The 19,999-nt window shown below is 38.5% G+C and carries 21 protein-coding genes and 1 riboswitch; of the genes, 2 read left to right on the top strand and 19 right to left on the bottom strand.

The features are described from left to right. The 6 genes from KAS42_03100 to KAS42_03075 all read right to left on the bottom strand — a co-directional run. On the bottom strand, positions 1-625 hold a 625-nt coding region (locus KAS42_03100; GenBank protein MCK4905217.1), incomplete at its 3' end, for a hypothetical protein. A gap of 48 nt (positions 626-673) precedes the next feature. Next, positions 674-1,516 carry a FecR domain-containing protein gene (locus KAS42_03095; protein ID MCK4905216.1) on the bottom strand — a complete coding sequence of 281 codons (843 nt, stop codon included), beginning with the start codon at positions 1,514-1,516 and terminating at the stop codon, positions 674-676. A 258-nt stretch (positions 1,517-1,774) separates the two neighbouring features. Next, complete coding sequence (locus tag KAS42_03090; protein MCK4905215.1) at positions 1,775-3,289, bottom strand: tetratricopeptide repeat protein; 1,515 nt, start codon at positions 3,287-3,289, stop codon at positions 1,775-1,777. A 213-nt stretch (positions 3,290-3,502) separates the two neighbouring features. Continuing rightward, positions 3,503-4,774: a homocitrate synthase gene (locus KAS42_03085; protein MCK4905214.1), complete on the bottom strand. Its 1,272-nt coding sequence runs from the start codon at positions 4,772-4,774 to the stop codon at positions 3,503-3,505. Between the two features lie 25 nt (positions 4,775-4,799). Then, complete coding sequence (locus tag KAS42_03080) at positions 4,800-5,756, bottom strand: phosphoglycerate dehydrogenase (GenBank protein ID MCK4905213.1); 957 nt, start codon at positions 5,754-5,756, stop codon at positions 4,800-4,802. Between the two features lie 126 nt (positions 5,757-5,882). Then, positions 5,883-7,022 (bottom strand): alanine--glyoxylate aminotransferase family protein, encoded by a 1,140-nt coding sequence (locus KAS42_03075; protein MCK4905212.1) that lies wholly within the window; start codon positions 7,020-7,022, stop codon positions 5,883-5,885. Between the two features lie 462 nt (positions 7,023-7,484). On the opposite strand from KAS42_03075, the gene uppS reads away from it, so the two are divergent. Then, on the top strand, positions 7,485-8,246 hold the full coding sequence (gene uppS, locus KAS42_03070) for a di-trans,poly-cis-decaprenylcistransferase (protein ID MCK4905211.1): 762 nt from the start codon (positions 7,485-7,487) through the stop codon (positions 8,244-8,246). 386 nt (positions 8,247-8,632) lie between these two features. Here the strand turns inward: uppS and KAS42_03065 are convergent, their stop codons facing one another. The 13 genes from KAS42_03065 to KAS42_03005 all read right to left on the bottom strand — a co-directional run bounded on the left by KAS42_03065 (position 8,633) and on the right by KAS42_03005 (position 17,710). Then, the gene (locus tag KAS42_03065) at positions 8,633-8,803 is read right to left on the bottom strand and encodes an SWIM zinc finger family protein (protein ID MCK4905210.1); all 171 of its coding nucleotides are present in this window, start codon (positions 8,801-8,803) and stop codon (positions 8,633-8,635) included. 262 nt (positions 8,804-9,065) lie between these two features. Continuing rightward, the gene (locus KAS42_03060; protein ID MCK4905209.1) at positions 9,066-10,109 is read right to left on the bottom strand and encodes a 2-hydroxyacid dehydrogenase; all 1,044 of its coding nucleotides are present in this window, start codon (positions 10,107-10,109) and stop codon (positions 9,066-9,068) included. 72 nt (positions 10,110-10,181) lie between these two features. Then, the gene (locus KAS42_03055; protein MCK4905208.1) at positions 10,182-10,619 is read right to left on the bottom strand and encodes a hypothetical protein; all 438 of its coding nucleotides are present in this window, start codon (positions 10,617-10,619) and stop codon (positions 10,182-10,184) included. A 120-nt stretch (positions 10,620-10,739) separates the two neighbouring features. Next, on the bottom strand, positions 10,740-11,198 hold the full coding sequence (locus KAS42_03050) for a nucleotidyltransferase (protein MCK4905207.1): 459 nt from the start codon (positions 11,196-11,198) through the stop codon (positions 10,740-10,742). Continuing rightward, the gene (locus KAS42_03045; protein ID MCK4905206.1) at positions 11,149-11,346 is read right to left on the bottom strand and encodes a hypothetical protein; all 198 of its coding nucleotides are present in this window, start codon (positions 11,344-11,346) and stop codon (positions 11,149-11,151) included. Before KAS42_03045 ends, KAS42_03050 begins: the two co-directional genes overlap by 50 nt. Positions 11,347-11,587: 241 nt before the next feature. After that, positions 11,588-12,253, bottom strand: coding sequence for a transposase (locus KAS42_03040; GenBank protein MCK4905205.1), 666 nt, complete (start codon positions 12,251-12,253; stop codon positions 11,588-11,590). Between the two features lie 60 nt (positions 12,254-12,313). Next, complete coding sequence (locus KAS42_03035; protein ID MCK4905204.1) at positions 12,314-12,751, bottom strand: type II secretion system protein; 438 nt, start codon at positions 12,749-12,751, stop codon at positions 12,314-12,316. After that, positions 12,748-13,494, bottom strand: coding sequence for an FAD-dependent thymidylate synthase (locus KAS42_03030; protein MCK4905203.1), 747 nt, complete (start codon positions 13,492-13,494; stop codon positions 12,748-12,750). The genes KAS42_03035 and KAS42_03030 overlap by 4 nt, the downstream gene beginning before the upstream one ends. Next, positions 13,476-13,781, bottom strand: a complete 306-nt coding sequence (locus KAS42_03025) for a hypothetical protein (protein ID MCK4905202.1) — start codon at positions 13,779-13,781, stop codon at positions 13,476-13,478. The genes KAS42_03030 and KAS42_03025 overlap by 19 nt, the downstream gene beginning before the upstream one ends. Positions 13,782-13,807: 26 nt before the next feature. Further along, positions 13,808-15,976 (bottom strand): 5-methyltetrahydropteroyltriglutamate--homocysteine S-methyltransferase, encoded by a 2,169-nt coding sequence (gene metE, locus KAS42_03020; GenBank protein MCK4905201.1) that lies wholly within the window; start codon positions 15,974-15,976, stop codon positions 13,808-13,810. 32 nt (positions 15,977-16,008) lie between these two features. Then, the gene (locus tag KAS42_03015) at positions 16,009-16,788 is read right to left on the bottom strand and encodes a prepilin-type N-terminal cleavage/methylation domain-containing protein (protein MCK4905200.1); all 780 of its coding nucleotides are present in this window, start codon (positions 16,786-16,788) and stop codon (positions 16,009-16,011) included. A 122-nt stretch (positions 16,789-16,910) separates the two neighbouring features. Further along, positions 16,911-17,105: riboswitch (cobalamin riboswitch) on the bottom strand. A 155-nt stretch (positions 17,106-17,260) separates the two neighbouring features. Then, positions 17,261-17,470 (bottom strand): DUF2283 domain-containing protein, encoded by a 210-nt coding sequence (locus KAS42_03010; protein ID MCK4905199.1) that lies wholly within the window; start codon positions 17,468-17,470, stop codon positions 17,261-17,263. A gap of 3 nt (positions 17,471-17,473) precedes the next feature. Next, positions 17,474-17,710: a hypothetical protein gene (locus KAS42_03005; protein ID MCK4905198.1), complete on the bottom strand. Its 237-nt coding sequence runs from the start codon at positions 17,708-17,710 to the stop codon at positions 17,474-17,476. A gap of 218 nt (positions 17,711-17,928) precedes the next feature. On the opposite strand from KAS42_03005, the gene uvrB reads away from it, so the two are divergent. Continuing rightward, positions 17,929-19,923, top strand: a complete 1,995-nt coding sequence (gene uvrB, locus KAS42_03000) for an excinuclease ABC subunit UvrB (GenBank protein MCK4905197.1) — start codon at positions 17,929-17,931, stop codon at positions 19,921-19,923. The last annotated feature ends 76 nt before the right edge of the window (positions 19,924-19,999 follow it).

The raw sequence follows: 19,999 nt of genomic DNA, 5'->3' as shown, positions 1-19,999 counted from the left end.
GGGAATTGTTGGCGTTACCTGCATCCGGCGCTCCATACTTATCCACTATTGTTTGAGATAACTGGGCGGAACTCATTTCGGTGTCAACATTAACCAACTCATTCAAAATAGTATCATAGGGCCATGTGCCTGGGGACTGATTCTTTTCGGAAGCAACCATTACATCCGCATAATCTTTTATTTCGTAAGCGGCTTCAAGCATTCCCATAGAACCACCGTCAAAACCGATAAGATTTATGTTTACCCCCAACTCATCTAATGCGCTTCTTATATCTGCAACTGAAAGCTTTTCTTCGTCGCCATAAAGACTTGCCGCATTCCAGAGAATAAGAGCGTATTTTTGGGCGGGGTTTGCTGCCACGGCGCCTTGGACAAAATTCACTAACCTCTGGGTATCTGCTACTCCCGATTCATCCAAAAACACCGTATCTTCCGAATTAAATCCCAAGATTGTCGCCTCATCAGCAAGAGCCGTTCCCATAGAATCGGCATCAGCCACCATATAGACCATAACAGTCCATGGGTGCTCTTGGGCATGAACAGGCTGGATAAAGCAAACCAAAGAAAAAATTACAAGCAAAGACAACAGGATTTTGTTGCCGAGCAAATTCATTTTTTTACACATATTTTTATCTCACCTCTTTTAAAAATTGTTTCACTAAAATCTATTACATCAACCTTCAATTTCATAACCAGGCGATTCAGGCGGCGGTGGCGGTTCAGGTAACGGCGCAGGCAGATTCTCCCCCCCCAACGGCTGGTTAATTATATTCTGTCCGCCTCCACCCTGTTGATTGCCTCCTCTAAAATTTCCAAAATTGTTCCCGCCGACATTTCCTGCTCCCTGTCCCCCACCATCATCATCACCATCGTTAAGAAGTCCCGAACTTTGGAGGAAATTCAATAGTTCGTCAAAACTTATAGGGACCGGGTCGCCCGGCGGCGCGCCGTCTTCAACCGATATCATAACGCCGCTGGTCAATAGCACTTCGCCTTCAATTCCGGGTAAAATATTTGTTACAGTCACTACTCCGCTTAACCCCATCAGTTGCGTCAACTGTTCGGACGTTACCTGAACGATAAAACTTGTACCTTTAACTCCTGCCACTGCTGTGGGAGTGCGAACTTCAAAAGACGAGTCCTTAGAGAAAAGTTTTCCCACATTAAACCTCGCTTTCCCCATAACAACATTCATTTTTCCTTCCCGATGGTTTTTGGCAGGAGAACATAAAAGTTTTTCTATTTTTATAGTCGTCTCGGGTCCTATAGAAACATTTGTTTCGTCAACAAAGAAAATGCTCGTTTTGGAATCTTCACCCGTTTTAATAGTGTCTTTTTCGTAAATATCGCTTTTTTTACTTAACGCTCTCCAAGCTCCGTCTTCATCGAGCCTCGCCTCTACCGTTCCGGTTAAAGAGACAACTTTGCCGATTGATTCCTGGGCATATAAAGAAAAAGAAACACTTACAATTAACAAAAACCCCACGAAAATTATTCCTAATATATTTTTATTCATTTTTTAAAACTCCTTTTCCGTCATTGCGAGCCCGAACCTTGTGAGAGCGTGGCAATCCCAAAATACAAGATTGCTTCGGTCGCTATCACTCTCCGAAGAGTCCGTATACTCCGTCCTTTCGGAGTCATCGGACCATCGCAATGACAAATTTGCATATTTTAATCTGTGTATCTGTCATAATCCCGCGGCGTAAACCATCGGGAAAATTTCTACGATATTTTCCCAATACTTCGCGGGATGATTGAAACTACGTTTCAATCAAAACTTACAACTCAAAAATAAAGAAGTTATATTTCTTTTATATTCGTAAAAATCTATATTGGAACTATTGTTAGTATGTTTATAGTTCAAGGCAACGCTCCAATTGTCGTTCAATTTGTATATAAATTCAATCCATCCGCTTAAAGTTGTATCTTTTCTGGTTTGCTCAAACGAAGAATCCTCGTGTAAAAAATTGCTGTTTGATTGTTCACCGCCAATTTCTATATTCATTTTGTCAATTGGAGTCGGAGCATATACGCTTAACCTGACTTTAGATTCTGAATAATCCCAATCGTCTCCTTGAGCATCATTGTTTTTATATTCACCGCTGAGTTTTATGTAACCTTTACCATCTATGATAGAAAAATATTGGCTTAAGCCAACCGCATTTGCAGAACCGCTCCTATTAGATTCGTCTTCATCTACAGAGATAAGATAATTGAGTTTTTCATACTGAAGATACACTTGTGTCATATGCGGAGAGGCAACGGAAATATTTAAAGAGGGAGTAATAGTGTGTTTGTCCAGATATTGAACATTGTCAACGAGATAATGGTCGTAATTATATTGAATAGAGGGCTGAAAAGGACGCAAATTTGAAGCAAAATATAACGAACCTGTATGTCCCTGAACATTGTATTCGGTCAAATCATGGTGCATAGACTGATAAAACGAATAAGAAATCCCTATTTCTCCCGGTTCTACAAAAGTACGATGCGCAAGTTTTAGATTAACAACAGCTCTTTCGTCTTCTTTGTCGGAAATAGTAGACGCGTCTTCGTCTCCCGATTGCAAGGTAACATTGTCGTCATATTCCACGCCAACACTTGCGTTTAAATTTAAAGGTTTGGTTCGTTTTTCTATTGCGCGTAAAAATTCATCGGAAGATTTGCCAAGTTGTGAATCAGAAGAAAGACGTTTTACCTGATACAAATTAAACTGCGCTTCATTATATAAACTCTGTTTAAAAAGAGACACTCCCTGCCAATAGTAAGACAAAACCGTAAGCGCAGGGTCAAGTTCTCTCACTTTTCTAAAAGGGGCAACAGCTTTGTAATATTTTTTCATACTGTAATATGTCGAGCCCTGATAATAATAAACCATGGCATCTTCCGGCGAATATTGTTCCGCCTGCGACAAGGATTCTAACGCGTTTACGTATTGTTTTAATTGATAATAAGCAACGCCAAGGGAGAAATGTATTTTTGTTAACTGCGGATTTAATATTAGGGCTTTCTGATAGTAAGAAACCGCTTTATAAAAGTCTTCCATTTGAGAATAAGTCGTTCCCAAATAGTAATAAGCATCCGCATTTACGGGATCAACACCCAACACTTTTTGAAATTTTTCCAGGGCATCTTCGCAATCCCCTACTTTTAAGGAAAGGATTCCTGCGTTTAATTCTTTATCTGCTAAATCAGAATTAGATACAGATGAAAAAACATATGGAGAATAAAGACAGCAGATAGAAAAAATTAATCCTAAAAGACCTAACTTTTTTCTTAATCCCATTTTTTTAATTTCCAACTTTTATTATATCTAATTTGATTAAAATATCAAGACCTTACCGAAATAAATAGAAATACATGGAAGTAAAACTTTGATATAAGTCGAAATACTTGGAAATATGTTGATATATGTTGCCTGTCTACCACGTATATCTATTTATCTCTATTTATTTCTACCGTATATCCATTCTAAATTTTTTGTTTTTTACAGAAAGTATCACGGGGTAACCGTCATAATATTTTTAGCTATTTCAGGATAAGCCGCAATAAATTTCAACTCATCCTCAACTAAAGGCTTTTGGGTGTGAACATTGGCATACCTGACAAGTTCCATTATTTTCGTAGCTTCCTTATCATCCTTGAATTCTATCTCAAGTTTACCGTAAACATTTCTAAACCCTTTAATACCGCTATATTCACCAACTGTTATTTGTCTTCCGGTTTCAATAATTTCAGGTTCTCCTCTGCCTAATTCTTCATAATGGTAAAGCTCATAGTTTCTGGAATCTTTCAAGGCACCGTCAACGTGAATGCCCGATTCGTGCGCAAAAGCATTATCCCCTACTCCCGGATGATTTATTGGAATAGGCACACCGAAAGCATAAGATGCATATTTGGAAATTTTCCAAGCCATTTTTAAATCTATATTGTCGTCCATTGCATATTTTCTTTTTAAACCACTTGCCTTCTTTACAGCCAATATTGTGGACACTAAATCCGCATTGCCAGCTCTTTCGCCCATTCCGTTAACAGTAGTATTTATATATGCATCTACTCCGCTGTCAACTGCCGCTTTAGCTCCGCCTATTGAAACTGCAACAGCCATACCCAAATCATTATGACAATGTAATTCAACACCTATTTTGACGGAAGCGACTATTTTGGATATTCTTTCATAGATTGAAAAAGGATCATCATATCCCAAAGTATCACAGTATCTAAACCTATCGGCTCCGGCTTCTTTAGCGGCAATGGCAAAATCTATAAGGAAATCTACATCAGACCTGGAAGCATCTTCTGCATTGATGCCTATTGTTTTGATACCTTCTTTCTTGGCAAACTTTGTAGCCTTTACAATCATTTTGATTATGTCATCTTTGGAATATTTACCTCCAAACTTGTTACTAAGCATTTGGTCAGAAGTAGATACTGACAAGTTCATGTGTTTAATATCGGTAAGTTTTAGTGACTTCTCAATATCTTTAATTACAGGCCTGCACCATCCGGAAAGAATAAGGGACTTGAATGCGCCTATTTTTTTAAGTTCGAGATTGGCATTAATATAGTTTGTTTCATGATTTGTAAATGGAAACCCGAACTCGCTTTGATAAACGCCCATCTTGTCCAGATACATATTTATCATTGTTTTCTGGAGTTTAGCCAATCCGAGGCGAGAAGTCTGAACGCCGTCTCTATTGGTTACATCAAGAATATGTATTCTTGGTCCCTTTAGAATTTTCTTTTTAACAGGCTGAAGTTTCTTAACCATAATTTAAATCTCCTTAAAATTAAATTTATCTCTTTATTTGAGACAAATTTAAAGCGTTTTCAAATTTTCCTTCTTTTAAAGCCAATGCTATTGAATTGGCGATATCCACCGCAACTTTAACCTGTGCTTCCTTGGTAGATGCGCCTAAATGCGGTGTAACTATAATATTATCCAATTCAAGAAGCGGAGAATCTGCAAGTGGCTCCTGCGCAAAAACATCAAGCGCCGCGCCGGCTATTTCTCCGTTTTTCAAAGCTTCATAAAGAGCAGTTTCATCAACCACTCCGCCCCTTGCGCAGTTTATCAGTCTCGCGCAATTTTTCATCAATTTCAACTCTCTCTCTCCTATAATATGCTTTGTTTCGGGCGTAAGCGGAATATGTAAGGAGACGTAATCGGATTCCTGCAACAGTCTATCCAACTCAATAAGCTCTATACCAAGTTCTGCTGCCTTCTCTTTGGTTATAATCGGGTCATAACCAAAAACTTTCATTCCCACACCCTTAGCCATATTAGCCATATGAGAGCCAACTCTACCCAATCCTATTACTCCCAAAGTTTTTCCATTAACTTCAGCGCCACCGGCAAATTTTTTCTTATCCCAGTTCTTACCTTTCAACGCAGAATGAGCCTGTGGAATATTTCTTGAAAGAGCCATCATTAAAGCAAATGCATGTTCTGCAGCCGACACAGTATTTCCCGAAGGCGCATTCATTACCACAATTCCTTTAGCCGTTGCCGCAGGAATGTCTATATTATCCACACCCACACCTGCCCGACCGATTACTTTCAGATTATCAGAAGCATCAATTATTTCTTTTGTAGCTTTGGTTTTTGACCTGACAATCAAAGCATCGTAACCTTTTATTTTCTCTTTCAACTGTTCGGGAGTAAGCTCAGTATCAACATCCACTTCCAACCCTTGTTCTTTGAGAATATCAACTGCTTCGCTGTTAAGTTTATCTGATATAAGAACTTTCATTTAATTATCCTCCATTGTTCCCTCACTAATGTTCGGGAATTGCAAAATGAAAAATTAACAATTAGCATTTAAAAATGTTTCTTCTAATTTGGAATTGCTAATTTTGCACTGCTAATTTTAAATTGATTAATTTGTATTGTACAAGATTTTCTGTGCCACCTTTACACCTTCACACATTTTCACAGGGTAACCTATTTTACCCAATGCAACTTCTAGGGCAGAAATACCCAGAATCACATCGGAAGCATCCATATATCCTAAATGAGCGATTCTCAATATTTTGCCTTTTAGGTCTCCCTGCCCGCCTGCGGCCTGAACACCTATTTCATCTTTCATAATCTTAAAAAGCTTAACTCCATCCATACCCTCGGGTAATTTCACAGAAGTAACTGCATCGGCAGGCGAAGAAGCAAAAACTTCCAAACCCAATGCTTTGACTGCCTGCCTTGTCGCTTCAGCCATTACAGCATGTCTCTTTAATACATTTTCAAGTCCTTCATCACGTATGAGTTTAAGCGCTTCTTTCAAAGCCACCATCAAACTAATTGCTGGTGTGTATGGTGTGCTGGATTTGTCTAAAGCTTTCTTATACGCTTTAAGACTTAAATAATACTTAGGTAATGTTGATGTTTCGAGCATTTTCTGCGCTTTTTTGCTCAATGAGATAAAAGCAAGCCCCGGCGGCAACATCATACCTTTTTGCGAACCGGAAACAACAACATCAACACCCCATTCATCGGTTTTTAGCTCCATAGCGCCAAGACCAGATACCGCGTCCACCACTATAACCGCATTAGTCTTTGCAGTAATTGCCGCAATGGCTTTTACGTCTGTTTTTACACCCGTAGAAGTTTCGCATAAGGTGACAAATACAGCTTTAGCATCAGGATTTTCGTTCAATAATTTTTCTATTAAAGACGGCTCAACTGCTTTACCCCACTGGACATGAACAGGAATAACGTCTAAACCGTATATATTACCAAGTTCCAACCATCTTTCTCCAAACTTACCTGCCTCAACTGCGATTACTTTATCTTTTGGTGAAAACAAATTAACGACAGACGCCTCCATGGCGCCGGTACCTGAAGAAGCAAAGGTAAAAACATCTTCAGTGGTCTGAAATAAAGATTTCAAACCTTCATTTGCTTCCACAAACAATGCGCTATATTCGGCAGTCCTATGATGTATAATAGGCTTTGCTAAAGCGCTCATAACTTCCGGTGGCAATGGTGTAGGTCCCGGAGTCAAAAGATACTTCTTTTTCATCTTGTGCTTCCTCCTTTTAGAGTAAGTTTACCTCGTAGATATTACAAATATCAACGAGGTTTAGAGAAGATGGAATAATACAATTTCATAATATTAAAGTCAACCCCGTTAGAGATAGGTTGCCACTGTATCTGTGGCAACCGCGAATTGCAAGTTTACTTTACATATAGTATAGCTTTTTCTTCAATAGATAACTGTGTATAAATCGTATTTCACTTAATCTCTAACGGGGTCAACTAGATATATAAATTAAAACCGACAGCGGGATAGATGATAAAGAAATACTAATTTATTTTTTAGGAGAAAATTTCGTATAATGGGAACAAAAGAATAATGTAATTGGTAATTCGTAAATGGTAAACAGTAATTACTAATTACGATTTACTGATTACGAGTTGCATATTAAGATTACCATTTACGAATTACGTGTTAAGATTACTACTTACGGATTACGAGAAAATAATGACTCAAAAAATAGATTTAGATAAAACCAAACTTCCTCAACACATCGCATTTATCGTTGACGGCAACCGCAGATGGGCTAAAAAAAATAAACTCCTCTCAACCCAGGGACATAAAAAAGGCAGCGACACTGTCCTTAGAGTAATTGAAGATTGCCTCCAACTGGGAATACCCGTGCTCACCTTTTATATTTTTTCCACAGAAAACTGGAAGAGAAAAGAGAAAGAAGTAAATTTCATAATGAAGTTTGGTGCAAATTTTCTTAAGAAAAAAATAGACTATTTCCATTCAAAAAATATCAAAGTAAGATTTATAGGAAGAATCCATGAGCTTGAAGGAAATCTCAAAAAAGCCATAGATTATGCAGAAGAAACCACGAAGAATAACGACAAGATGGTCGTAAACCTCGCTGTAAATTACGGCGGTAGAAAAGAAATAGTAGATGCAGTCAATAAAATATTAGAAAATAAAGATATTAAAAAAGTAGACCCCGCCCTTCCTAAAAATAAAGAATCTAATACTGAAGCGAAGGGCGGGGTAAATGAAGAAACCATTTCGGAAAATTTATATACCGCAGGGCTACCCGACCCCGACCTTCTAATACGAACCGGAGGAGATTTCCGCATCTCTAATTACCTGCTCTGGCAAATGGCATATACCGAAATTGTAATCATCCCCGAATTCTGGCCCGACTTGAGTAAAGAAAAATTATACGAAGCGATTGCGGAATATCATGCAAGACAAAGAAGATGGGGGAAATGATAAAAACAATTCAAAATGTAAAAGTCAAAATGCAAAATGGTTAATAACCAAACACCAAGAAACCTGCCCGCAACCGAATGGCAGGCGGGCAAGATATCCCCTACAGTCTGAAAGATTGCGGGGATTAAATCCTCTGGAATTTCAAAGAAATTCCAGAGGGCAAACAATAACCAAAATTCCAAACAAAAAGTTTCTGTCATTGCGAGTCAAAAACGAAGCAATCTCGTCTTTTAAAAATAAACAGCTGTCCTTGTTTTCTATTTTTCTACTTTTTTTCAAGTTTCTTGTAACCAACAAACAATAAAACGATAAAGGCAACTAATAACGAGAGAAATTTCAAGGCATCGCTTAATTCTGACCAGTAGTTTATATAGCCGTCACATATGCTAAATATTCCACCGAACATAAGACCAGTGCCTGTTGCTTGAACTGAGAGGAAAGAACCGACAATGATAGCAATTATTCCCAAGGGAACAGCTACAAAAAATAAATTTTTCTGAAATTGTTCTTCTTCCTTTTTGTATTGTTCGTCTAATCGGCCTTTTTCTGCTTCTAATGCCTTTTTCTCCTCTGGCGTTCCATGTTTATAGCGTTGATAATAATTCTTTACTTGGTAATCATCCCATTTAGGTTCAGTTACAAAGGTGCTGACGCCATAATGGATCATCATTGGGAGAACTATTGCTATTCCAAAGCCCAAAGCAAATTTTTTCGCAAGCATTCTTACCCCCTTTTACTTGTTTTATTGTTTTAACGTTAGAACTCACCTGCCGAAAAGCGCAGTTTTACAGTCAGCTGGAACTAATTGTTAGGTGATTTTTAAAAACAACGTTTCTTTTGTTTTTTTAAACAAGGCTTCTCACATTTATAACATATCTCATTTTTGAGATATCCACCATCAAAAAATTCTTTTAAATTGCTAAGCGTAGTGTATGCTATATTATGAATCGCTTCCTGAGTAAAAAAAGCCTGATGAGAAGTGATCAATACATTTGGAAAGGTAAGTAAACGCGCAAGCGTATCGTCAATTATAAGTTCTGTTGATTTATCTTCAAAGAAATAGTCGCTTTCTTCTTCGTATACATCAAGTCCGGCTGATCCGATTTTGCCTGATTTAAGGTCGTTTATCAAGGCTTGTGTATTGACAAGTTTACCCCGACCTGTATTTATTATCATTACGCCGTTTTTCATATGATCAATGGCCTTGGCATCTATCATATGTTCTGTATCTTTTGTAAGCGGGCAGTGAAGAGAAATAATATCTGATTTTTTATATAATTCATCTAGAGCGACATATCGAATATTGGTTTTTTTTGCATATTCGTGATCTGCATGAATGTCATATGCAAGAATATTCATTCCAAAACCCTTTAATATAGAAACAAGACATTTCCCAATTTTACCTGTACCGATGATACCGGCAGTTTTGCCATACATGTCAAAACCCAAGAGACCATTAATTGAGAAGTTTCCATCACGGGTTCGGTGATATGCTTTATGGATTTTGCGGTTTAGCGCTAGAATGAGCGCAACAGCATGCTCTGCTACAGCATATGGGGAGTAAGCAGGAACCCGTACAACATGTATTTTCCCATATGCTGTCTTGAAATCTACGTTATTATATCCTGCGCATCGCATCGCAATTATTCGAATTTTATGATTTACGAAATGTTCAATAACTTTTTTGTCTAATGAATCATTCACAAAAGCGCAGACAGCATCAAAATTATTCGATAACTCGACAGTATGTTGGTTAAGATGCGTTTCAAAATAAGTTATATCAAACCCAAAATTTCTGTTAACTTCTTCAAATGATTTTTGGTCATAAGGTTTTGTGTCAAAAAAAGCAATTTTTTTGTTCATATCTATTATTCTTTCACCTAACGCCGAAAATGAGGGAGCGCGGAATCCGCGATAGCAGGTTCTGCGTACCTCTCATTTTCTTTGTTCGGAATTCTCTTTCTGTTTTGTTAACTGCAACGGTCGGGTTAATGGAAACTTAGGAAGAAGCATGATTGTGCCTTTGAATGTCCCGTCTTTAATATTGAATGGAATGGTGAACTTGCTGTTCGTCCCGTTGTCGTTGGGGGTTACCTTGCCTTGAATGGTTCCCCCTGAAACAATATAGTCGGTCTTCACCTTTAGCTTTCTGCCTATCCATCCGCGGTTCTTGCTAACCGAAGAGTTCTTGAATTCAGCATTCCCAATCTTGCCAATGACTGTTCCGTCGGCATGGATAGTGATAACAACCTGCTGATGGTCCTCGGGCGCCTTGCTTGGGTAAGGCTCTACCTTAAAGGAACCAAAGATTTCTACGGTTCCAGTCCACGTTCCGACCAACTCCGGCGGAGGGAACTGCTCATTTCCGGCCATGGAGATAGACGAAGAAAACAGCGTGAGACCGAGCGCAATGATTAGTATTCGTTTCATATCCTTCCTCCCGAACGGCTAAAATCAGCAATGGCGCTTTTTGCCATTCGCTGGATTGATCTGTTACGATTTTTTCTTATGTTTTCGTAAATTTGTCGCATCTTCGATATCCTTTGGTCTCCCAGTTGATTCCTTGTTTTTTATTAAGTCCTCGATGGACAATATATTTGGGGATATCCCTTCAATTTCAACTTGATCGGATCTTTTTTTTGCGTCTTCAAATTCTATTTCTCCAGATATTTCAGTGATGATGTCAATTCTGCATGGGGCAACACCAATTTGAAAAATAACCCCTTTTTCTTTAAATGTATCTTCATTGATATCATTGAGAGGCGCGCCAAACTTTGCTAATGCTTTATATGTCTTTTTGGAGTTAATTTCGGTCGGAGCAACCCAAATATCGATATCAAGCGTGCCTCGCGGATACCCCTGAGCAGCTAAGGCATATGCTCCCACAAGAATAAAATCAACATCATGCTCTTTTAAGACTTCCAACATTTCTTTGTAATCTTGATTTAGCACTTAATTCTCCTTTTTTTGATATAAACCATAGCTCCATAGCAATATCCCACATCATTTCTAAGCACTCCTTAGTTGAGGCATCAACATAGTCATCGTCAATAATATATTTCATTTGAGATAACTTAACAGCATTTCTATTTAATTTCATCCCAATCCTTTCATTTTAATCAATCATAACAGTTAAGTTCAGTGGTGTTGTATATACATGGAAATCAAAAATATTTATATTTTTGCGCCAGCGCTTATACGACATCCACTGAATTGCATTATTATACTCCAATGATTTCATTTAATCCTTCGATCACAAGAGCTACAAGAATCAGGGAGAATCAGCAGAATCAGGGAATCGGACAGGAAGGGAATCGGGGTGGAATCGGGGGACACAATACCTATTTCTCCTTCTTCCTGCGCCCGGCTCTCTTCTTTTTAAGCCTTATCTTAAGAAGAGATTCCAGTTTTTCTATAAATGTATTATCTCCTAATGGCCGTCCTGTTCTTTCATGTAATTGTAACAACTTAATGTTATCATCATCGTCTGCCGTTATACTAAGAAAATCTTGCCAATTTTCTATGAGTTCTCTCAAGAGAGTATCTTTTATCAAAGGGTTGTTCTTAATCTTCATATGATGCTGTGTGCTTGACCACTTATAGTCCCATGGTTTCTTTACTATTCCTGCTTTCACAGGATTTAAAAGTATATAGCGGACTGCAGCTAATAAGTAGCCTTCATCAAGAACATATGACGAGAATCTTCCTTGCCATAGATACCCCCGCCATTTTTCCCTAAAATTAATGAATCTTGTGTAATTACGGTGAGTTTCACCTATGGCTTGGGCTAAGCTTCCATCTTCATGAGGAGTTGCTATAAGATGTATATGGTTGGGCATTAAACAGTAGGATAGAATATCTACTTTAAACCGAAGCGAATAGTTATTTAGTAATCTAAGATATTCTTCATAGTCACCTTCATTAAAGAATACCTTTTGCCTGCGGTTGCCTCTTTGAATTATATGATGAGGATATTCAGGAACAACTACTCTTGCTATCCTTGACATAGATAGGTTTTAACTGTTCAAGCTACATTTGTCAAGAGAAATAGGTATTGTGTCCCCCGATTATTTTACATACTGACCGTTATAACCATAACCGCCGCAACCTAACTCAAAGGCGCCACCGCCTTTTTGAAGATACTCTACAAATGAGGGGCACATTTTTATTTCACCAGTCCGGAGATATGGATATATCGGTCCCCCGGCAGGGTCAAAAGGCTGCCCCATTGTCGACCTGGTTCCATGCCAGCGATGAAGCTGTTTGCCGAGAATATCGGCGGCGACCGGCGGATACCAGCCTTCCCAATCCTGAACATACATCTGCACCGCCAAATGAATTTGCCGTAAATTGGATATACAGTTAGCCTGCCTGGCCATTTCCCTGGCCCTGATTAATGCCGGCAGCATTAGGGAAGACAAAACCGCTATTATGGTCATTACTACCAACAACTCTACGAGAGTAAAAGCTCTTCCTTTTTTGAGCCTTTTTTGGAACAAAGTCATTGCAGTTTTTTTCTTTTAATGGCTTCCTCTTTCCGAGGATACTTACCGCAGGTAAATTTCTCACCTTCAGGGCAATAACCTAAGCTTTCGCATTTCGCTCCAGCATGGGAAAATACCGCCGGGAGATGGCTGCGGCACATTTCCAGCATTTTGTTTGCCAGGTTTCTGATTTCCCATTGCGCCCTGACACAGCATCTTTGTTTAAAGAAATGCAGAAGCTCCCTGCAGTTCATTGTTACCACAATCTTTGTCTCTACCGCCTGAGGTAAAATAAATCGGACATCCTGGTTTGCTTTCTCCCCTACAATACCATTTTCTTCCAGCTTTCTTAGTATCCGGTGGTAACTTTGCTGAATCTCTCCCATAACTCCTATAAATTCACTTTTCAGGGTTTCATCTCTCTCAATTGAGGCCGGGATTATGTAATTAAAATCTTTTTCTATCACATATCTTTGACTTTGCTGGGAATAAGAAGCCATCCGGTGCCGGACAAGCTGATGCGTTAAAGCCCGTGATACACCCTCTATGGCAAAAGTGAACTTTACGTGTTCCAATGGGCTTTCGTGCCCGGATTCAACAACTTTTTTAACAAACACTATCTGCTTTTCCAAATTTCCTTTCTGCTCTTTTAGGATATCAACGACAAATTTAGCAGAATAGCATTGCCTACAGGCAGCGTAGATAATAGAAACTGCGTCCTGCGTTACATCCAAAAGTTTTACGTTTAATTCAGCCCGGGGCATCTTTTAGTTCCTCCTTCTATGTTTTTATGTAAACCTCCTAAATATTCTAATATTCTCACAGTATTATTTAAGGCATCTAATTTCATTAACACAGTAGAAAAGTCATTCTTAATCCTTTTCATGAAATCGCATAAGACTATTTCAAAAAGGTCATCTACGCTATAGCCAAACTGAAGAGCTGTCTTAAGATTGTGCTCGGTAACGGAGAAGTCCTCCTGAGAAAGGCTTTCATAAATACTATCAAGAAAAAATTCAAATTGCATGCTATCCATTTTACCGGTTTGCATATATTCTTAAACTCCCTCAAAACACTTTAGGATGACTTCCTTGTTTTCTTAGCTACCGCCACTAAATTTTTTAACGCAGCTTTTGTTTCCGGCCAATCTCTTGTTTTTAATCCACAGTCCGGATTTATCCAGAAGTTTTCTTCTGAGAACACTCCCAGAGCTCTCTCTACAATCTTTGTCATATCTTTAACGTCCGGAATGGCCGGTGAGTGGATATCCCAGACACCCAGCCCTATCTGCCTTTTAAAATTTACATTCTGGAAATACTTTATAATATCGCCTTTACTTCTTGAGGCCTCAATAGTAATCACATCAAAATCCATTTTGAGAATATATTCAATAATCTCTCCGAATTCCGAATAGCACATATGGGTATGGATTTGTGTTTCAGGTTTTGCCCGAGAAGCTAAATTAAATGATTTTACTGCCCAATCAAAATAACTATCCCTGTTTCTTTTTTTAAGCGGCGCTTTTTCTCTAAAGGCCGGTTCATCAATCTGGGCAATCTTGATACCTGCTTTCTCGTAATCTCTTATCTCATCCTGCAAACATAGAGACAGCTGATAAGCAACCTCAGAAATTGGGATATCGTCCCTGACAAAACTCCAGGCAATTATAGTAACCGATCCTGTTAACATCCCCTTGACAGGTCTCTCGGTCAGACTCTGGGCAAAACTAATCTCATTAAGAGTCATAGGCTTTGGTCGTGAAATATCACCAAAAATTATCGGCGGCCTATAGCCCCTGGTGCCGTAAGAAATAATCCATCCATTTTTGGTGGTGGCAATCCCGTCCAATTCCTGGGCAAAAAATTCCACCATATCTGTCCTTTCAAATTCTCCATGCACTAATACATCCAAACCTAAATTTTCCTGAAGTATTATCAACTTAGTAATCTCTTCTTTAATAAAAGTCGTATATTCCCTTTCTGGAATTTTACCTGATTTAAAATCCGCTCTTTTTTTCCTGACTTCTTGAGTTTGGGGAAAACTGCCTATGGTAGTGGTAGGAAAAAGAGGAAGAGCTAAAATCTTCTTTTGCTTTTTAATCCGCTCATCATAAAAAACAGCCTTTTTAAAATCCTCGTCTTTTAGATTTTTAATTCTTTCCTGAACTTTGGGATTTGCGCCAAAGCCCGCAATTTCACCCTTATCTTTTATTTCTTGCTTCTTGCCTTCATAGACTTGAGCAATTAGCTTTAACTCAGCCAGTCTCTCTTCAGCAAAAGCAATCTTCTTTAATAACCTCTCATCTAATTGCTCGGTTTCTATTGTTATTGGTAAATGGTAAAGCGGCGCGGCATTGGAAATAACCAAATCTTCTGCATAGCGGGATAGCTCTCTTAAAAATTCCACCCTTTTGCTAATATTAACTCTCCAGACATTTCTACCGTTTACTATGCCGGCAATCAAGGTCTTCTCTTTCGGAAAACCATACTTTCTAATATTTGCTAAGTTTTCTTTGCCATTGACAAAATCCAGCCCTATTGCCTTTACGGGTAACTCATATAGATCCTGCAAAAAATCTACGGAGTCATAATAAGTAAAGAGGTTGATGTGAGGATTTTGAGAACCCAGCCGGTAGTAAATCTGCTTAATCCACTCAATTTCTTTTCTGGAAAGCTCCATTGCAAAGGCAGGTTCATCTATATGCACTTCAGGAAAATCTTTAATCAATTCAACATAGGCATCCGCCAAAGGTAAAAGATATTCCCCTAACCTCTCCGGATTAATTCCCCTGGACAATTTTAAAAAAGTGAAAGGTCCTATTAAATAAGGAATACCTTTCCGGTATAATTGCCCGGCCTCCCGGGGTTTATTCCAAACTGCCTTAAATTCGGAGGGGCTAAATGATTGGCTGAACCGGGGAATAAGATAATGATAATTAGTATTAAACCATTTGCTTAATCCCAGGGCATCCTTGCCCCTGCACAAATTGTAATATGCATCTAAATCTTTGCACTTATACAAACCCAGCATTAAAGCTGTATCCAGCATGTGATCGTAAAAGGTCATCTCCCCTGCCGGAAACTTATCTACATATCTTTCATAAGTTGTCAGTCTTTCCTTTTCCAGGCTGCCAATGCTTTCCCGAAGCTCTCCTTCCTTGATTTCTTTACTCCAGAAACTTTCTATAATTTTCTTATATTCCCTCTTTTTCCCCAATCTGGGAAAACCATAAGCGTAAGTTTGCATTAGCTTATTCTCCTTTTTTCACTTTTCCCGGTTCATTTCAAATCATAAGCACTATTATCAGGCGAAAGAAAACCGGTTCCGGGGGCCACCTTCTCCTTTTTACTGGTTTCAGAATAACATTCACGTACGGACTCCGCATGTCCGTCACAGTAAACCACGTTGGTATAACCCATATGCCGGTAACCCTGTGTTCCGGCGTATCTGCCGGCATTAGAAAAGTTGGCATCACCCGGATTAGGCCAGGGCGCCCGCATAAATTTGTTTGCTCCGCCCCCATATTCGCCATCCCCAAACAGGGCGCAAGTGGAAGGCGACTTTACATCAGTAGTCCGCGCCGGCTCCGGAATGCTTTCAAGATAGCCATGTCCAATATAGCTAGTATTATAGTTATAGCCGGTATAGGGATCACTAAGCCAATTAGCCGCACCTGTAAACGAGGGACATTGCTGAATTTTCATATCTCCTGCCTCCTGCCATAATATGCCGGGGATAACTTGTTTCTCGCCTGTGACTGTATCCGTTATAGTGGTAAAGTCCCAGGCATAAGTTGTGCAGAAGCGGGGGCGATCATAAAAAGACAAAGGGGGAGGATCAAACCAATAAGCCGGCGGATAATAACCATCGTAACTATTCGCATATACCTTTGCCGCAATGTGTATCTGGCGAAGATTAGAAAGGCAAACCACCCGCCTGGCCATTTCCCTGGTCTTGATTAATGCCGGCAACAACAGGGAAGATAAAACCGCTATTATGGTCATTACTACCAACAACTCTACGAGAGTAAAAGCTTTTCTCTTCCCGCTTTTTAACATTCGACCGGCTTTCCTTCCTGAGCCCTGGAAATAAAAAAAATCCTTAAGCTCTCTTTTCAGAACTTAAGGATTGCACCCTGGTTTACTTCATCCTTCCGCGAGGATAAAAACTATTTAACCAAATAGCTTCTATCATATTAGGCAGGTCTTCTGGCTATAGGATCTTCCTACTCTCCACACCTTCCCATTCCGACTATTGGAACAGTGGCTTTTCGTGGATTTCGTCCCCTTTCACAGTAGCGGGACTGCACCCGATTTGCACGGGTTTCCCTTTTCGTCCTGAAGATTCTTCAGGAACCTAATACGTTTAAACTAAATTAAAAATGCATAGTACGACATAAGTTTCAGAATGTCAAGAAAATTTTCTAAATTTTGACCGATTTTATCTCTCCCAATTTTTCTCTGTCAAATACAGTAATTTGAAATAAAGAGGGAAGGACAGCGTAGTGATAAGTAGGTTCAACGATAGTTGTTACACAGCAACTTTTTCTTCTATTTGTTGGTAATAGATATCGGGCAAATGTGCTGTCTTTTTTGCGTGTTCAATAGTCATGCTAACAAGATTGCCTTTTTCATCAATATCAATAGATACATTTTCCGATATTTCCCTGGTATTTTTTACCAAGTTTTCTGTAAATTCCACTAAAGCGGTATCAGTATCATTAAAATATTTTATTTTCATAGTTTACACCTCCTTAAATTCTCTATCAAAGAAAGCATTGTGAATTGTTTCTCCGTCTTCAAGTAATATAACACGCAAATATTTTCCTTCGTCTTCAATTTTTGCCCATTTTCTTATTCGCCTATCGGATTGTATTTCTGTTTTCACAGGATTCTTAATAGCAAAATCAATCCATTCATCTTTTATGCGTGCTCTGTCAGGCCTTTGTCTTGTATGGAGAAAATATTGCGTATATTTCATTTGTTCATTCTGTCCTGCTTAATATGTATTTTGTATTATACCACCTAAACAATCTATCAAACACCGTAATTACTACAATACTTGAGATTATTTATACTACTCTGCACTTTTTCTGTCAAACTCTATAATTTGAAATATAGCGGTAAGGAAAGTAAAATAACATCAAATATTCAAGATTCAAAATTTAAGATTTATTCAATGACCAAAACTAATCTTTAATAGAATTTATGTTTAATTTAGTTTCTCCATACAAACCCAAAGGTGACCAACCGAAAGCCATCGAAAAATTAACTGACGGCTTGAAACGCGGTTATAAGGAGCAAACACTTCTTGGCGTCACAGGTTCGGGGAAAACATTCACTGTTGCCAACGTCATAGCCAACATAAATAAACCTACGCTCGTAATATCGCACAACAAGACATTGGCGGCGCAACTCTACTCGGAATTCAAGCAATTTTTCCCAAATAATGCCGTTGAATATTTTGTTAGTTATTACGACTATTATCAACCTGAAGCATATCTTCCGATGAAAGATTTATATATCGAAAAAGACTCTTCCATAAACGAGGATATTGACAGGTTGAGATTGAAAGCGACTTCAAGCCTATTCTCAAGAGACGATGTGATTATCGTTGCCAGTGTCTCTTGTATTTACGGGCTTGGCTCGCCGGAAGAATGGCAAAACATGGCTCTGGTATTAGAGAAAAATAAAAAATATAAACGCGAACATATACTTGAACGGCTTATTCAAATGCAATACGAAAGAAACGACATAAATTTCAAAAGAGGCACTTTCAGGGTAAGAGGCGACACAATAGAGGTTTTCCCCGCCTATGAAGAAACCGCTTTAAAGCTCGAAATGTGGGGTGATAAGATTGAAAGAATGAAAGAAATCAACCATTTAACAAATCATACTGTCAGAGAAATAGACAAGATAATGCTCTATCCCGCAAAACATTTTGTTGCCAGTCAGGACAATTTGAATGTCGCAATCAAAACAATAAAAACAGAACTTAAAACTCGTCTTACCGAGTTGAACAAACAACATAAACTCCTTGAAGCCCAGCGGCTTGAAACACGTACAAACTATGATATGGAAATGCTTCAGGAATTAGGCCATTGTCAGGGAATAGAAAACTATTCACGGCATCTTTCTTTAAGAAAACCCGAGGGGAAACCTTATACTTTAATTGATTATTTCCCAAAAGATTTTCTTTTAATAATAGACGAATCACATGTTACGGTTCCCCAAATCCGCGGTATGTATAACGGAGATAGAGCCCGCAAGGAAACGCTTGTAGAATATGGTTTCCGTCTGCCTTCGGCTTTAGATAACAGGCCATTAAGATTCGAAGAATTTGAGAGGATAATGAATAAGACAATTTTTTTATCGGCAACACCTTCGCCATTTGAACTGGAAAGAAGTAAACAAGTTGTTGAACAAATCATAAGACCCACCGGTTTAGTAGACCCGAAAATAACGATTAAACCCACAAAACACCAGATAGATGATTTACTTGAAAGGATAAGACAGAGGGCAGAAAAACACGAAAGAATTCTTGTTACGACGCTGACTAAAAGAATGTCAGAAGAATTGGCGGAATATCTTTCTGAGAAGGGTGTAAAAGTAAGATATCTTCACTCGGAAATAGAAACAATAGAAAGAGTTGAAATATTAAGCGGTTTAAGAAAAGGCGACTTTGATTGTCTTGTAGGAATAAATCTTTTAAGAGAGGGTCTTGATCTGCCCGAAGTCTCTCTGGTTGCAATTCTTGATGCCGACAAAGAGGGTCTCTTTAGGTCTGAAACATCACTAATCCAAGTTATGGGCCGATGCGCAAGGAATGTGGGAGGTGAAGTGGTAATGTATGCCGATGAGATGACTAATTCAATGCAGAAAGCTATAAAGGAAACCGTCAGAAGAAGAAAAATTCAGATGGATTATAATAAAAAACACAATATAACACCCAAAACAATAAAGAGAAAAGTCGTTGATCTTTTGAAACGGGAAATAAAGACAAAGACAGAAAGTCTGCACCTTATTTCTTTAGTAAGGGAAAAAGGGATAAGATATACAATTGAAGATGAATCTTTAATCGCAGAACTTGAAACTGAAATGCTTAAATCTGCCAAAGAACTGGAATTCGAAAAAGCCGCTATAATAAGGGATGAGATAAAGAGGATGAAAGAAACAATGAAAAAAAATTCCTAATTTCCAATTTCTAATAACTAATGATAAATATACAAATCAAAAAATCAGAAAAAACTTAGTATCTTTTATTAAGAAT

This window comes from bacterium, from assembly GCA_023135785.1.
Classification (GTDB): domain Bacteria; phylum CAIJMQ01; class CAIJMQ01; order CAIJMQ01; family CAIJMQ01; genus CAZNJA01.
The sequence above is the reverse complement of the archived record's forward strand: the minus strand, read 5'-3'. Positions and strand labels throughout refer to the sequence as shown.